Source organism: Deinococcus aestuarii (assembly GCF_018863415.1).
GTDB lineage: Bacteria > Deinococcota > Deinococci > Deinococcales > Deinococcaceae > Deinococcus > Deinococcus aestuarii.
Map to the genome: position 1 here is coordinate 54374 of NZ_JAHKSN010000016.1, position 13526 is coordinate 67899.

Below are 13526 nucleotides of genomic sequence, written 5' to 3' on the forward strand. Positions count from 1 at the left end.
GCGGAAGCCTCCGCCGCCCCGTCGCCCCCTCACCCCGGCCCTCTCCCGCAAGGGGAGAGGGAGAAACTGCGGCTCACCCCCTCGCCCCCTCAACCCGCCGGGACGCGCCTCACTTGGGCTTGACGTTGAGGTACATCAGGCGCGCGCCGGGCACGTCGTCGGGGCTGCCGTCGTTGTAGGGGTTTTGCGCGGTCGGGAAGTTCGTGAACTTGCTGGTGTTGTACAGCGAGAACTGCGCGCGGTCGGTCAGCGGCACCCACGGCATGTCCCGCGCCACGGTCGAGATCATGGTGGAGACGGCCTGCTTCTGCGCGGCGGGGTCGCTGGTGGAGCGGAAGGCGGCGATGGCCTTGGTGAGGTTCGGGTTGGTGTAGCGCGACAGGTTCGAGGGGGCCGTCTTGCCGACCGCCGCGCTGAGTTCGGGCGAGAACGACGAGTAGAACAGGTAGTACGGCGAAGGGCCGTTGCCCCAGCCCCAACTGATGCCCATGTCGTAGGTCGCGGTCTGGAGCCCGCCCGAGTAGCTGCTCCACGTCTGCTGGTCGATGCTGGTGTTGAGGCCGACCCGCTTGAGGTTGTCGCCCACGACCTGCGCCATCGTGATGAAGTCGGTCCAGCCCGCGCCCACCAGAATCTTGAAGGCCGGGAGGGGCTGGCCGTCCTTGCCCAGCCGCACGCCCTGCGCGTTCTTCTTGTACCCGGCGGCGGTCAGGGCCGCGTCGGCGGCGGCGGTGTCGTACTTGGGGGCCATGCCCTTCATGGAGGCGGGCAGCCACTGGGCCTGCTGGGCGGGAATCACCGCGCTCGCCGGGGCGGCGTTCAGCACGCCCGAGTAGGCCTTTTGCGCCACGTCCTTGGTGTTGATCGCCGTCGCCAGGGCGCGGCGGAAGGCGGGGTCGGAAAAGGGCGCCTTGGTCGTGTTGAAGTACAGGAAGTTGGAGTTGTTGGTCGGCCACCAGTAGCTGAAGTTCGGGCCCTTCTGGGCGTAACCCCCCTTGGGGTCGGGAATCCCGACGTAGCCATAGTCGGCCTCGCCCTTGAGGAGTTGCAGCAGCGCGGCGTCGTTGCCGTTCGTCGCGCGCCACACCACCGCGTCCACGTAGGGCTGGCCCTTGATCCAGTAGTTGGGATTTTTCAGCACCCGCACGGCCTGCTGGCTGTAGGCGTCGAAGGTAAAGGGTCCGGTGCCGACCGGCTTGGCGTTCGTGTAGGTCAGCGGGTCCGTGACGCTGCTCCACAGGTGCTGGGGCACGATGGGCGTCAGCGCCAGGTAGAAAAAGATCGGCGTGTTCGCCCGGTTGAAGGTGAAGGTGACGGTGTTGCCGCTCGATTTCACGCCCGCCAGCCCGTTTTTCCACAGCCCGCTGAGGTCGAGCGCCGGGTACTGCTTGAGGTAGTTGAAGGTAAAGGCCACGTCGGCCGCCGTGAACGCCTGGCCGTCGTGCCACTTCACGCCGGGCCGGGTCGTGACCGTCAGGGTCTTGTTGTCGGGGCTCCAGGCGTACTTCGTCCCCAGGACGTTGGTGACCTTGCCGTTCAGGCCGTTGACGTAAAACAGCGTCTCGTAGATCGCCGAGTTCGTCGCCTGGAGGTGCTGGTCCCCCGGCGAGAAGGGGTTGAGGTTCTGCGCGCCCCACTGCGCGGCGCGCACGACCGTGAAGGTGGTCTTCGGTTGCTGGGCGAGGGCAGAGGCCCCGAGGGCGGCGGTGAGCAGGGCGAGGGGGGCGGCGAGGCGGGACAGTGGGTTCATGCGGGACCTCGGGCAGTCTCCGGCGCGGGGCCGGGCGAGAGGGGCGGGGTGGGTGAGGGTCAGCGGGACGGGGAGGGCGGTGGCCCGGTGGAGTCGCGCACGATCAGGGTGGTGGGAAAGAGAGGGGGCGGCGCGGGCGACACGCCGCGCACGAGGTCGAGCAGCATCCGCACGGCGGCCCCGCCCATCTCGGGAAGCGGCTGGCGCACGGTGGTCAGGGGCGGGCGGCCCCGCGCGGCGGCCCCCACGTCGTCGTAGCCCACGACCGACAGCTCCCCGGGCACGCGCACCCCGCAACCCTCGGCGGCGCGCAGCACTCCCAGGGCCGCCGAGTCGTTGGCCGCGAAGATGGCGGTGGGCGGCTCGGGCAGGCGCAGCAGCTCGTGGGCGGCGCGCTCCCCGCCCGCCTCGGTGAAGTCCCCGGCGGCCACGTACGGGGGGGAGAGGTCCACGCCCCCCTCCCGCAGCCCGTCGCGCAGGCCGCGTTCGCGCGCCCGGGATTCCTCGCGGTGGACCCGGGAAGTCTCCGGCCCCCGGATGTACGCCACCCGGCGGTGGCCCAGCGCCAGCAGGTGCCGGGCCACGAGGAGGCCGCCGTGCGCGTTGTCGCCCCGCACGCTGTAGGGACTCAGGGACCCAGCGGTGACCACCGGCACGGCCCCCTCGAACATCTGGTGCTCGTCCCCGCTGGGCAGGATCAGGAGCACCCCGTCGGCGAGGGTGCGCAGCAGGGCCGCCCGCTCGCGCTCCAGGCTCACCCGCCCCGAGGTGGTGAACACCGCCAGATTCATGCCCGCATCCTCGGCGGCGCCCAGTGCCCCGTGGAGCAGCTCGGTCACGTAGGGCACCCCGTAGCGCGGGGCCAGCACGCCGATCAGGTTGCTGCGCCGCCCCGCCAGCCGTCGCGCCGCCGGATTCGCCACGTACCCGGTCTGCTCGACGGCCCGTAGCACCCGCTGCCGCGTTGCCTCGCTCATGCCGGGCTTGCCGTTGATGACGTTCGAGGCCGTCATCTTCGATACGCCCGCCAGACGCGCGACATCCGCCAGGGTGGCCGGGGTCGGCGGCGGGGAGAGGGGCGGCGGCGACAAGAGGTCCGTCATGGGCGCTCCGGGGTGGAAAGCAGGACCCAGCCAGCGGGACGAAGGGGGCGGAGGACAGGACTCGCCGACAGCCTCGTGCTTAATTAAACTTTACTTTAGCGATAAAGTAGGCTTTTCCCGGGGGCGTGTCAAGGTGCCCCACCTGAGCGGACCCGGCGCACAATGGGCGGTGTGACCCACCCCAGCCTGCAAACCCCCCTCGACGAGGTGCGGCACGCCTTCGCCGCACGACAGGACGTGGCGCGCGTCTTCGCCCGCTGCCTGCCGAACACCCTGGAGACCACCGTGCGGCCGCGCGGGGACGGCACGACCTTCGTGGTCACGGGCGACATCCCCGCGATGTGGCTGCGCGACTCGGCGGCGCAGGTGTGGCCGTATCTGGAATGGTGCGCGGGGGACGCGGAGGTGCGCGCCCTGCTGGGCGGCGTGATCCTCCGGCAGGCGCGGCACCTCCTCGCCGACCCCTACGCCAACGCCTTCAACGCCGAGCCGGACGGCGCGGGCCACGCGGGAGACGAACCCACCCGCCATCCCCTCGTGTGGGAGCGCAAGTTCGAGCTGGACTCGCTGTGCTATCCCCTGCGTCTCGCGCACCGTTACTGGCGGGTGACGGGCGACGCGGGGCCCCTCACGGGGGAGTTTGAGGCCGCCGCCCACGCCGCCCTGGACGTGATGCGCACCGAGCAGCACCACGCCGAACGCAGCCGCTACACCTTCTTCCGCCCGGGCGACGTGGCCCCCACCGACAACCTGCCGAATGGGGGGGAGGGAAATCCAGTGGGCTACACCGGCATGGTCTGGTCCGCCTTCCGTCCCAGCGACGACGCCTGCGAGCGCAATTACCACGTCCCCGGCAACATGATGGCGGTCGTGGAGTTGCGTCACCTCGCCGAGATCGCGCGGGAGGTGTGGGGGGACGAGACCTTCGCGGGCGAGGCGCTGGCCCTGGCGGGCGAGATCGAGCGCGGCATCGAGACCCACGCGGTCGTCGAGCACCCCACCTTCGGGCGGGTGTATGCCTACGAGACCGACGGGCTGGGGAATCACGTCCTGATGGACGACGCCAACGTGCCGAGCCTGCTCTCGGTCCCCTACCTGGGCTACCGCCCGGCGGAGGACGAGACGTACCGCCACACCCGCGCCTTCGTGTTGAGCCCGGACAACCCGTATTTCTACCGGGGAACGTTCGCGGAAGGGATCGGCAGCCCGCACACGCCCGCGCCGCACGTCTGGCCCATCGCGCTTGCCATGCGGGGGCTGACCGCCACCGACGCGGGCGAGCGGGACGCCATGCTGGACACCCTCGTCGGGACAACGGCGGGCACGGACCTGATGCACGAGAGCTTCCACCCGGACGACCCGGCGGTCTTCACCCGCGAGTGGTTCGGCTGGGCCAACAGCCTCTTCAGCGAGCTGGTGCTGCGCCGCCTGGAGGACGGACGGCCCGCCTCAGCGCCCACCCGCGAGCCTTGACACGGCGGCCCGCAGGCTCGCGGGTTGGAAGCCGAAGGTGTTCAGGGCGGGCAGCGGCACCCCGCCGCTCAGCTCCGGGTTCCAGAGGTTGACGTGCAGGGCGCGCGGGTGAGCGGCGAGCCCGCGGGCCAACTCCACCTCGGCGCCCAGCGCGACCCGGCGGGCGGTGAAGAGGACGGCGGCGCTGAAGTCTGAGGCGTCTCCGCCCACGTCCAGCCCCGCCGCACCGTAGGGCACGACCTCACACGCCGGGAAATGCTCACGGAGCAGCGCAGTCAACTCCGGCGCGAGCGGCACCCGGTCGCTCGCGGCCCCGCCGTCGGAGAACTCGGGCACGAGGGCGAGGAGGCGCTGCTCCCGCGCGAGGGGGAGCGGGACCTCACCCCGCACCCGCACGGCGGCACGCGCGGCGTCCTCGATGTCGCGCCACACGCTTTCGTCTCCCAGCAAGCCCTCCAGCGCGCGGGGGTCGGGCTCGGGAAAGGGGAAGCGGGCGAGGGCCGCGCGCCAGCGCCGCAGGCTGCGGGCCACTGCCTCGTCCCCCGGCGGCGCGGCGGCGAAGTCGCGCACCACGGGCTCCTGCCCCGCGAGGTCGGGAGTAAAAATCAGCGCGTGGTCGGCCCCGGCCTCGATGCTCAAACGGGCCGACTCGGCCTGAGGGTAGAGGTCCAGCAGGGCGCCCATGTGCAGGGCGTCGGTGTACACCAGCCCGCCAAAGCCCAGCCGGGAACGCAGGTCGCCCAGGATGCGCGTGCTGACCGTGGCGGGCTCGGGCGCAATGCGCGGCAGCAGCAGGTGGGCCGTCATGATGGTCTGAAGCCCGTCTTGAATGGCCGCCCGGAACGGCGCGAGTTCCACCGCGTCGAGGCTGGCCTGAGTGCGGTCCAGCGTCGGCAGGGCGAGATGCGAGTCCACGTCGGCGTCGCCGTGGCCGGGGTAGTGCTTGGCGACCGCCATCACCCCCGCCGCGTGGTGCCCGCGCAGGAACGCGAGGCCGTGGCGGGTCACGACCTCCGGCGCCGTCCCGAACGCCCGCTCCCCGATCACCGGGTTGAGCGGATTGGTGTTCACGTCGAGCAGCGGCGCGAAGTTGACGTTGATGCCCAGGGCCCGCAGCCCCCGGGCCATGCCGTGCGAGATGCGCCCCGTCCGCCCCGGGTCGTCCCCCTCGCCCAGCACGCGCCCGCCCGGCGAGACGGGCAGCCCCGGCAGCCGCACGACCGACCCGCCCTCCTGGTCGATGCTCACGAGCAGGTCCGGGCCCAGTACCCCGCGCAGGTCGGTCACCAGCCGCGCCACGTCCTCCAGCCGCGTGAGGCTCCCGCGAAAGAGGCACACGCCGCCGACCGGGTGCCGCTCGAAAAACCGCCGCTCCGCCGGGCCGAGGGGGTGCATGGGCAGGCTGACCGTGAGCAGCTTGCGGGGGTCGGACGCGGTGGGGGCTGTCATGTCCGCAGGGTGACGCATAAGTCGGTGGGGCGGCAACCGGGCACACGACGGTCTCTGTCCCCACCAACAGCCTGAGGACGCTACCCCCGGGGGCGGGTTTCCCCGAGGTCCTGGCCCAACCCCGACGGCGAGCCACGACCTTGACAGCTCCCTTCCTTTATGTAACAGTTGCGGTGTCATGAATTTCGACAGCCGACTCTCCGGCGTGCTCCATCTGCTGCTGCATCTGATGGAGTCCCGGCAGGCCATTCCCTCCGGGCGCCTCGCCACCGCCCTGAACAGCAACCCCGTGGTGGTCCGCCGCACGATGGCCGGGTTGCGGGACGCGGGCCTCGTCACCTCCGAAAAGGGGCACGGCGGCGGCTGGCGCCTGGCCTGCGACCCGGCCCGGACGACCCTGCTGGACGTGTACCGGGCCCTGGGCTCGCCCACCCTGTTCGCCGTCGGCAACCGCTCGCAGAGCCCGACCTGCCTGATCGAGCAGGCCGTCAACGCGGCCCTGGACGACACCTTGCGGGAGGCCGGGACCCTGATCACCGCGCGGCTCCAGACCCTGACGCTGGCGGCCCTGGCGAGCGACTTCCAGTCCCGCCGTCAATTGTCCCTCTGTGCTCCCCAGGAGAACACCCATGCTGTATGACGCTCTGGTGATCGGTGGCAGCTACGCCGGGCTGTCCGGCGCGATGCAAGTCGCCCGCAGTGGCCGCCCCGTCTGCGTCCTCGACGGCGGGAGGCCCCGCAACCGCTTCGCCGCCCACTCGCACGGCTTTTTCGGTCAGGACGGGCAGGCCCCCCTCCAGATGATCGCCCGTGCCCGCGCCGACCTCGCGGCCTACCCCAACGTGACCCTGCTGGACACCCTGGCGACCCGTGCCCGCCGTGACGGGGACGCTTTTTCCGTCACCCTCGCCTCCGGGGGGACCCTCCGCGCCCGGAAACTGCTGCTGGCCTACGGGGTCGTGGACCTGTTGCCCGACCTGCCGGGCGTGGCCGAGCGCTGGGGACAGACCGTGCTGCACTGCCCGTACTGCCACGGCTACGAGGTCCGGGGCCGAAGGCTGGGCGTGCTGGGCGTGCTGCCGCAGTCCACCCACCAGGCGCTGCTGATCTCGGACTGGGGCCCCGTCAACTTCTTCCTGAACGGCGGGCCCCCGCCGGATGCCGTGACGCTGGCGAAGTTCGCCCAACGCGGGATCACGGTCGAGCCCGCGCCGATCCTGGGGCTGGAGGGTGAGGCCCCGGCGCTGGAGGGCGTGCGGCTCACGGACGGTCGCCTCGTCCCCGTGGGCGCCCTGTTTCTGGCGTCACGCGTCCGTCCGGCCAGTGACCTCGCCGAGCAACTGGGCTGCGCCCCCGTGGACGGCCCGCAGGGACCGCTGATCCAGACGGACGCGGGCAAGCAGACCAGCGTGCCGGGCGTGTACGCGGCGGGCGACCTCACGCCGGGCATCGGCAACGCCTCGATGGCCGCCGCCGACGGGGTGTTCGCCGGAGCCTCGCTGCACCAGTCCCTGATCTTCGGGCCGCTCTCGGCGCCGGAGCGGGTGGCCTCGGACTGATCTCAAACCGCAGAACTGTTGCCCCCTCGGGACGCGACTCGGGCCGCGTTCGGCGCCCCGCCGCGTCCTTTCCCCTTGACCCTCTGGAGGACCCAAGATGAACGAGCAAACAGGCGACCCCTCCCTCCCGTCCACCGCCCAGGCGTACTGGGAGCAGCGGTACCAGGACCACCCCCGGCCCTGGACCGGACGACCCAACGCCATCCTGGCGCGGTGGGTGGAAGCGCTGACGCCGGGCACCGCCCTCGACCTGGGGTGCAGCGAAGGCAACAGCGCCGTGTGGCTGGCCGGGCGGGGCTGGCAGGTGACCGGCGTGGACATCTCGGCCACGGCCCTGGAACGCGCCGCCCGGCACGCCGCCGACGCGGGGGTGGGCGCCCGCACCCACTTCGAGCAGCACGATCTGGAAGTGAGCTTCCCGGCGGGGCAGTTCGGTCTGGTCTACGCGCTCTACCTGCAATCGCCCGTCGCGTTTCCCCGGGACGCGGTGCTGCGGCGGGCCGCCGACGCCGTGGCCCCCGGTGGGCTGCTGCTGGTGATCGAGCACGCCTCGGCGCCCTCCTGGGTGAGAGAGCCGAAGGTCCAGTACCCGACCGCGCGGGAGGCACTCGACTCCATCGGCCTGGACCTCGCCGGGTGGGACCTTCTCTTTCTGGGGACCCCGGAACGTGCCGTGACCGAAACGACCAGCCCGGACGGTCAGCCGGGCACGATCAGGGACAACATCATCGCGCTTCGGCGGTTGGGGCCCTGACGACGGCGAAGGAGCCCGGCCCCGCCGGAACTCGTCTCGACCAGCGCCCGACGCAGTAGCATCAATCACCCTTATGGCGAGCATCAAGCTGGCATACATCGGCGGGGGCAGCACCCGCGCGCCGGGCACGGTAGCGTCGTTCATCCGGCAATCGGAGAAGTTCGCGGGGTCGGAGATCGTCCTCTTGGACCTCGACGCGGGGCGGCTGGACCTCGTGCGGCGGCTCGCGGAGCGGATGATCGAGGCGTGCGGCGCCGACCTGCGGGTGACGGCGACCACCGACCGCGAGGCCGCGCTTCAGGGCTGCGACGGGGTGCTGTCGAGCTTCCGGCCCGGCGGCTTCGAGGCGCGGGCGCTCGACGAACGGATTCCCCTGTCGCACGGCGCCATCGGGCAGGAGACGCAGGGGGCGGGGGGCTTTTTCATGGCGCTGCGGGCGCTGCACGTCACGCGCGGGCTGGTCTCGGACATGGCGCGGCTGTGCCCGGGGGCGACCCTCTTCAACTACACCAACCCCGTCAACATCGTCGCGCAGGCGGTGGCCGACCACTCGGACGTGCCCGTGATCTCGCTGTGCGAGGGGCCCATCGTGTTCCCGCTCGAACTCGCGGAGATGGCGGGCCTCGACCCGGCGCGGGTGCGGGCCACGATGGTCGGCCTCAACCACGCCTGCTGGAGCGTGGAGGCCAAGTATGACGGAGAACCGCTGCTGCCGCTCCTCGAACGCGCGCTGGAGGAGGGTGTGCCCGACCCCTGGGACCGCCGCCTCCTGCACCTCGCCGTCACGATGGATTCCCTGCCCGCCTCGTACATGAAGTATTACTTCTACGAGGCGGACATGCTCGCCGAGCTGCGCGCCAGGTCCACCACGCGCGCCCAGGACATCCTCGCGGAGGTGCCCGACTACTGGGCGCACTACCGCGAGCAGGTGCAGGCCCCGGAGCCCACCCTCGACCCGGCCCGCTCGCGCGGCGGCATCTTCGAGCTGGAGGTCGCGGTGGACGTGATGGACGCGATGTTCAACGACCGGGGCGAGGTGTGGCCGTGCAACGTGGTGAACGGCGGGGCCATCGCCGACTTCCCGGACGGGCAGGTGGTGGAGGTGCCGTGCCTGGTGGACCGCCGGGGGGCGCGCCCGCTGACCGGCTTCCGGGTGCCGCCCCCCGTGCGCGGGCTGCTGGACGCCCTCGGCGAGTACCAGCAACTCGCGGCGGACGCGGGGTGGCACGGGTCGCGTCAGGACGCCCTGCGCGCCCTCGTCAACAATCCGCTCGTCCGCACGCTGCCCCTCGCCGAGCGGCTGTACGACGACCTCGCGCGGGCACACCGCCCGTACCTGCCGGAGCGGCTGTGGTGAAGGTGGAGGTGCTGGAGAATGCAGACGCCCTCGCCCGCCGTGCCGCCGACCTCATCGGGGACGCGGTGCGGGCCAATCCGGCGCTCTCGGTCCTCGTCGCCACCGGCAACACCCCGATGGCGACGTACGCGGAGCTGGCCCGGCGGGGGCTGGACGCTGCACGCCTGACCGCCGTGCAGCTCGACGAGTACCTCGGCGTAGGCGAGGACGACCCGCGCTCGCTGTGGGGATGGATGCGCCGCGCCTTCGTGGAGCCGCTGGGGGTGCGGAAGGTCGTCCGGCTGGGAGGCGGAATCTTCGACCCCGACACGGCCTGCCGCCGCTACGGGGCGGAAGTCTCGGCCCTCGGCGGGATCGACCTCGCGGTCCTGGGGCTCGGGCCGAACGGGCACCTGGGCTTCAACGAGCCGCCGTGCGGGCGGGGCGCGCCGACGCGGGTGGTGACGCTGACGCCCGAGAGCCTGGCGAGCAACGCCGGGTACTGGGAGGGGCGGGCGGTGCCCCGGCGGGCCCTGACGGCGGGGATGGACGTGATCCTGTCCGCGCGCCAGCTTCTGCTCCTCGTGAGCGGCGAGCACAAACGGGACATCCTCGCCCGCACCTTGAAGGAGCCGCCCACGCCCGGGGTGCCCGCCTCGTGGCTCCAGGGGACGCGGGCGACGGTCCTGGCCGACCGCGCCGCGTGGACCGGGACGGCCCCCGCGTGAGCGCCCCCGGGCTCGTCCTGGGCATCGACGCGGGCAACACCAAGACGGTCGCGCTCGTGGCGGACGCCGCCGGGCGCGTCCTGGGGTGGGGGCGCGGGGGGCGGGGCAACATCTACGTCTCCAAACGGGACGCCCTCGCGGCCATCGACCGGGCGGTGCTGGGGGCGCTGGCGATGGCGGGGGCGCGGGCTTCCGATCTGCGCGCCGCCGTCCTGAGCGCGACGGGGGCCGACTGGCCCGAGGACTTCGCGTTGCTGGAGGCCGAACTCACCTCACGCGGCTGGGGCGAGTCCCGCGAGGTGGTCAACGACGCCGTGGGCGCCCTGCACGCCGCCTCGCCGAGCGGCACGGGCGTGATCGTCGCCTGCGGCACGAGCGCGGGCATCGCTGCCGCCGCCCCGGACGGACAGACCTGGCACACGAGCTACTGGCAGGAACCGGAGGGCGCCGAGGAACTCGGGGAAGCGACCCTGCGCGCGGTGTACCGGGCGGAACTGGGCCTCGACCCTCCCACCGCGCTGACGGGGCGGGTGCTGGCCCTCTACCGCATGGGGAGCGTGGAGGCGCTGCTGCACGCCTTCACCCGCAGAGGCCGCCGCCCGCCGGGCCGGGTGGGTCGCCTCGCGCGGGTGCTGCTGGACGCGGCGGACGGGGGAGACGGGACGGCGGCCCGGCTCGTGCGCGAGCACGGCGAGGCCCTGGGCGACTACGCCCTCGTGGCGGCGCGGCGGGTGGGCCTGGGCGGCGCAGACTTCGACCTGTACGCGGCGGGGGGCGTGATGCGCCACCCCTCGCCCCTGCTGCGAGGCGCCCTGCTCGCGCGGGTGCAGCAATGTGAGCCGGGCGTGACCCTGCGCTCTGGAGGCTTCGAGCCGGTCGCGGGCGCCGCCCTGCTCGCCCTGCGCGCGGCCCACGGGGGAGCAGATGACCTCGGTGGGTGGCGCGCCGCCCTGGAGGAGACGTTGCCCCCGGAGACGCTGTTTCGCACCTGAAAGTTCACCTTGAAGGGTACCCAGGAGACCCGATGCCCCTCCCGCTCGCCTTGTCCGGCCTCTACACCTACCCCATCAAGTCGGCGCGCGGCGTGGCGCTGGATCACTCGCGGGTCGATTTGTTCGGGCTCGACCTCGACCGTCGCTGGATGGTCGTGGACGCCTCGGGCCGCCAGGTGACCCAGCGCGACTTCCCGCGCCTGGGCCTCGTCGGGGTGGAGCTGACGCCGGGGGGGCTGCGCGTGACGGCGCCGGGCCTGCCGCCCCTGGACGTGCCGCGCGAGCCGGGCGGGCCGCCACGTCTGGTCCACATCTTCCACCAGGCCGTGCAGGCTCTCGCCGTGGGCGGGGAGGCGGCGGAGTGGTGGAGCGCGTACCTGGGCACGCGGGCGGCCCTGGTCTTCTTCCCGGAGGAGGCCGAGCGGCGCATGAACCCGCGCTTCGGCACGGCGCGCATCGGGTTCGCGGACGGCAACCCCCTCCACCTCGTCCACGAGGCGTCGGTCACGGATCTCAACGCCCGATTGCGCGACCCGGTGACGCCCGAGCGCTTCCGGCCCAACCTCGTCGTGCGCGGCGGTGCCCCCTACGAGGAGGACGGCTGGCGGCGCATCCGAGTCGGGAGCCTGGAATTCGATGTGGTCGAGCCGTGTGCCCGGTGCAGCGTGCTCAACGTCTCGGACGGCCGCATGGGCGCGGAGCCGCTGCGGACCCTGGCGGGCTACCGGCGGCGCGGAAGGCTGGTGGAGTTCGGGCAAAACCTCGTCCACACCGCGCGGGGAGAGGTGGCGCTGGGTGACCCGCTGACCGTGCTGCGGCGGCAAGAGGGGAATTGAGCGCCCGCGCCCGCCGCCTCCGGGAACCTTCACACGGTGGGCGGTCTGACCGTCTGGGGGGGACGGCTCGCCTACGGTGGGCCTCCAGGAGGTTGACTATGAGCAAAACGCTGTTCACGACCCAGGCGACCGCGCACGGGGGCCGCGCCGGATATATCGAGACGCCCGACCACCACCTCGGCGTCAAGCTGAGTGTGCCGCAGGAGATTGGCGGTGACGGCGGGGTGGGCACCAACCCCGAGCAGCTCCTCGCCGCCGGGTACGCCGCGTGCTTCCAGAGCGCCATCGGGGCCATCGCCCGGCGCGAGAAGATTTCCTTCGGCTCCTCGCGCGTGACGGGCGTGGTGGGCCTGATGCGCGACGACCTCGGCTACGTCCTCGACGTGGAGCTGCGGGTCGTGCTGCCCGACCTCACCCGCGAGCGGGCACAGTACATGATCGACGAGGCCCACAAGCTCTGCCCCTTCAGCCGCGCCCTCCAGGGCAACGTGGACGTGCGCCTCGTGCTGGAGGACGAGGGACTGGTGGAGGAGGGACAGGAGCAGCTTCAACAGCAGGCGTAGGCAAGGAGGCCGGGAGCGCGGAGTCCGAGCCCGGGCTCCGCGCCTCCTTGCTCCCCCTCGTCCGGAAGGGTCCGTCGCCGAACTTCCAGAGCCCGGGCTCGGTGTGCCCGACCATGTAAATGGGGTGGACGGCCTGGATGAGGCGGTCGCCCTGCAACGCGGTGAACCGCGTCATGCCCCGGCCCCGGAAGTCGGGCCCCCGCTCAGCCGGAGTAGACCTCGGTCCGCAGCCCCGGGAAGCCCTCCTCCAGCTCGCGCGCCAGTTGCCGCAGCCCCCACAGCTCGGTGCGGCGGTGCCCGAGCGCGACCACACCCAGGCCCAGCGCGCGGGCCGCCTCCTGCGCCGAGGGCCGCAGTTGGCCCGTCAGGTAGACGTTCACCCCCAGCGAATGCGTCAGCCCGAGGAGCCCCGGGTTCATCGCGTTCATCAGCGCCACCCGCACGAAGGATGTGTCCGCCGGTCCCCACGAGCGGTCTTCTCCCCGCAGCTCCTCCGTCAGCGCGCGGTGGAAGGCCCGCCACTCGGGCTCGGGCGGCGTGGCCGTCAACCCCACCGGGCGCTCCTGCCAGAAGAGGGGCCGCACCTCCCGCCACCCCAGCCGCTCCGCGAGGCGCAGGTTGGGCCCGGTCGTCAGTTGCAGGTCGAAGCCGTCGTGCGCGTTCACCACACCGAGGCCGGGCAGGGCGTCTCCCAGCCGCAGCGCCCGGTGGAGAAAAAGGGCGTCGGTTTCCACTCTCCCCGGCAGGTCAGCGGGTTCGAGGGCGAGCCCGAGGGAGGCGACCTCCGGAGACCCGGCCCGGAAGAGAGGACGCGGCTCGTCGAGATGAACGTGCAGCCAGCGGGCCAGATCGTCGAGGCGGGCGCTCACCGGGTCAGCCTGCCGCGCGCGTGGACTGGGCGCCGCGTGGAATCACGCAATGGGGGAGCCTGCCCTCCCCGCGGGGCTCACGGACCTCCGCTATCCCCCGCGAATCGGCCCGGG

The 13526-nt window shown here is 72.5% G+C and carries 13 protein-coding genes; 9 read left to right on the plus strand and 4 right to left on the minus strand.

Going from position 1 to position 13526, the window contains the following annotated elements; translation table 11 throughout:
• Nucleotides 1-109: 109 nt before the first annotated feature.
• Both IC605_RS17050 and IC605_RS17055 read right to left on the minus strand, forming a co-directional pair.
• Nucleotides 110-1750, minus strand: a complete 1641-nt coding sequence (locus IC605_RS17050; protein ID WP_216326938.1) for an ABC transporter substrate-binding protein — start codon at nt 1748-1750, stop codon at nt 110-112.
• 59 nt (nt 1751-1809) lie between these two features.
• Nucleotides 1810-2853: a LacI family DNA-binding transcriptional regulator gene (locus tag IC605_RS17055; protein WP_216326941.1), complete on the minus strand. Its 1044-nt coding sequence runs from the start codon at nt 2851-2853 to the stop codon at nt 1810-1812.
• Between the two features lie 171 nt (nt 2854-3024).
• Here IC605_RS17055 and IC605_RS17060 point away from each other — a divergent pair, with 171 nt between their 5' ends.
• A complete protein-coding gene (locus tag IC605_RS17060) occupies nt 3025-4326 on the plus strand; it encodes a glycoside hydrolase family 125 protein (protein WP_343216649.1) in 1302 nt (433 codons plus the stop codon).
• On the opposite strand, the gene IC605_RS17065 is transcribed toward IC605_RS17060, so the two are convergent.
• Nucleotides 4303-5775 (minus strand): glycoside hydrolase family 3 N-terminal domain-containing protein, encoded by a 1473-nt coding sequence (locus IC605_RS17065; protein ID WP_216326946.1) that lies wholly within the window; start codon nt 5773-5775, stop codon nt 4303-4305. The two genes, IC605_RS17060 and IC605_RS17065, sit on opposite strands and share 24 nt — an antisense overlap.
• A 178-nt stretch (nt 5776-5953) precedes the next feature.
• Here IC605_RS17065 and IC605_RS17070 point away from each other — a divergent pair, with 178 nt between their 5' ends.
• The 8 genes from IC605_RS17070 (at nt 5954) to IC605_RS17105 (ending at nt 12543) form a co-directional block, all read left to right on the plus strand.
• Nucleotides 5954-6415 carry an Rrf2 family transcriptional regulator gene (locus IC605_RS17070; protein ID WP_216326949.1) on the plus strand — a complete coding sequence of 154 codons (462 nt, stop codon included), beginning with the start codon at nt 5954-5956 and terminating at the stop codon, nt 6413-6415.
• The gene (locus IC605_RS17075) at nt 6405-7334 is read left to right on the plus strand and encodes an NAD(P)/FAD-dependent oxidoreductase (RefSeq protein ID WP_216326951.1); all 930 of its coding nucleotides are present in this window, start codon (nt 6405-6407) and stop codon (nt 7332-7334) included. Before IC605_RS17070 ends, IC605_RS17075 begins: the two co-directional genes overlap by 11 nt.
• A gap of 97 nt (nt 7335-7431) precedes the next feature.
• Nucleotides 7432-8088: a class I SAM-dependent methyltransferase gene (locus tag IC605_RS17080; RefSeq protein ID WP_216326954.1), complete on the plus strand. Its 657-nt coding sequence runs from the start codon at nt 7432-7434 to the stop codon at nt 8086-8088.
• Between the two features lie 73 nt (nt 8089-8161).
• Nucleotides 8162-9445, plus strand: coding sequence for a family 4 glycosyl hydrolase (locus tag IC605_RS17085; RefSeq protein ID WP_216326957.1), 1284 nt, complete (start codon nt 8162-8164; stop codon nt 9443-9445).
• A complete protein-coding gene (locus IC605_RS17090; RefSeq protein WP_216326960.1) occupies nt 9439-10152 on the plus strand; it encodes a glucosamine-6-phosphate deaminase in 714 nt (237 codons plus the stop codon). Before IC605_RS17085 ends, IC605_RS17090 begins: the two co-directional genes overlap by 7 nt.
• Complete coding sequence (locus IC605_RS17095) at nt 10149-11144, plus strand: N-acetylglucosamine kinase (RefSeq protein WP_343216650.1); 996 nt, start codon at nt 10149-10151, stop codon at nt 11142-11144. Before IC605_RS17090 ends, IC605_RS17095 begins: the two co-directional genes overlap by 4 nt.
• 32 nt (nt 11145-11176) lie before the next feature.
• Nucleotides 11177-11980 carry an MOSC domain-containing protein gene (locus tag IC605_RS17100; RefSeq protein WP_216326962.1) on the plus strand — a complete coding sequence of 268 codons (804 nt, stop codon included), beginning with the start codon at nt 11177-11179 and terminating at the stop codon, nt 11978-11980.
• 98 nt (nt 11981-12078) lie between these two features.
• Complete coding sequence (locus IC605_RS17105) at nt 12079-12543, plus strand: organic hydroperoxide resistance protein (RefSeq protein ID WP_216326964.1); 465 nt, start codon at nt 12079-12081, stop codon at nt 12541-12543.
• Between the two features lie 203 nt (nt 12544-12746).
• On the opposite strand, the gene IC605_RS17110 is transcribed toward IC605_RS17105, so the two are convergent.
• On the minus strand, nt 12747-13412 hold the full coding sequence (locus IC605_RS17110) for a Nif3-like dinuclear metal center hexameric protein (RefSeq protein WP_216326966.1): 666 nt from the start codon (nt 13410-13412) through the stop codon (nt 12747-12749).
• Between the last annotated feature and the right edge of the window lie 114 nt (nt 13413-13526).

Coding starts and splice junctions, on each gene's coding strand:
- IC605_RS17065 (WP_216326946.1), bottom strand. CDS start 5,775: ATGACAGCCCCCACCGCGTCCGACCCCCGCAAGCTGCTCACGGTCAGC.
- IC605_RS17070 (WP_216326949.1), top strand. CDS start 5,954: ATGAATTTCGACAGCCGACTCTCCGGCGTGCTCCATCTGCTGCTGCAT.
- IC605_RS17105 (WP_216326964.1), top strand. CDS start 12,079: ATGAGCAAAACGCTGTTCACGACCCAGGCGACCGCGCACGGGGGCCGC.
- IC605_RS17050 (WP_216326938.1), bottom strand. CDS start 1,750: ATGAACCCACTGTCCCGCCTCGCCGCCCCCCTCGCCCTGCTCACCGCC.
- IC605_RS17075 (WP_216326951.1), top strand. CDS start 6,405: ATGCTGTATGACGCTCTGGTGATCGGTGGCAGCTACGCCGGGCTGTCC.
- IC605_RS17100 (WP_216326962.1), top strand. CDS start 11,177: ATGCCCCTCCCGCTCGCCTTGTCCGGCCTCTACACCTACCCCATCAAG.
- IC605_RS17055 (WP_216326941.1), bottom strand. CDS start 2,853: ATGACGGACCTCTTGTCGCCGCCGCCCCTCTCCCCGCCGCCGACCCCG.
- IC605_RS17080 (WP_216326954.1), top strand. CDS start 7,432: ATGAACGAGCAAACAGGCGACCCCTCCCTCCCGTCCACCGCCCAGGCG.
- IC605_RS17085 (WP_216326957.1), top strand. CDS start 8,162: ATGGCGAGCATCAAGCTGGCATACATCGGCGGGGGCAGCACCCGCGCG.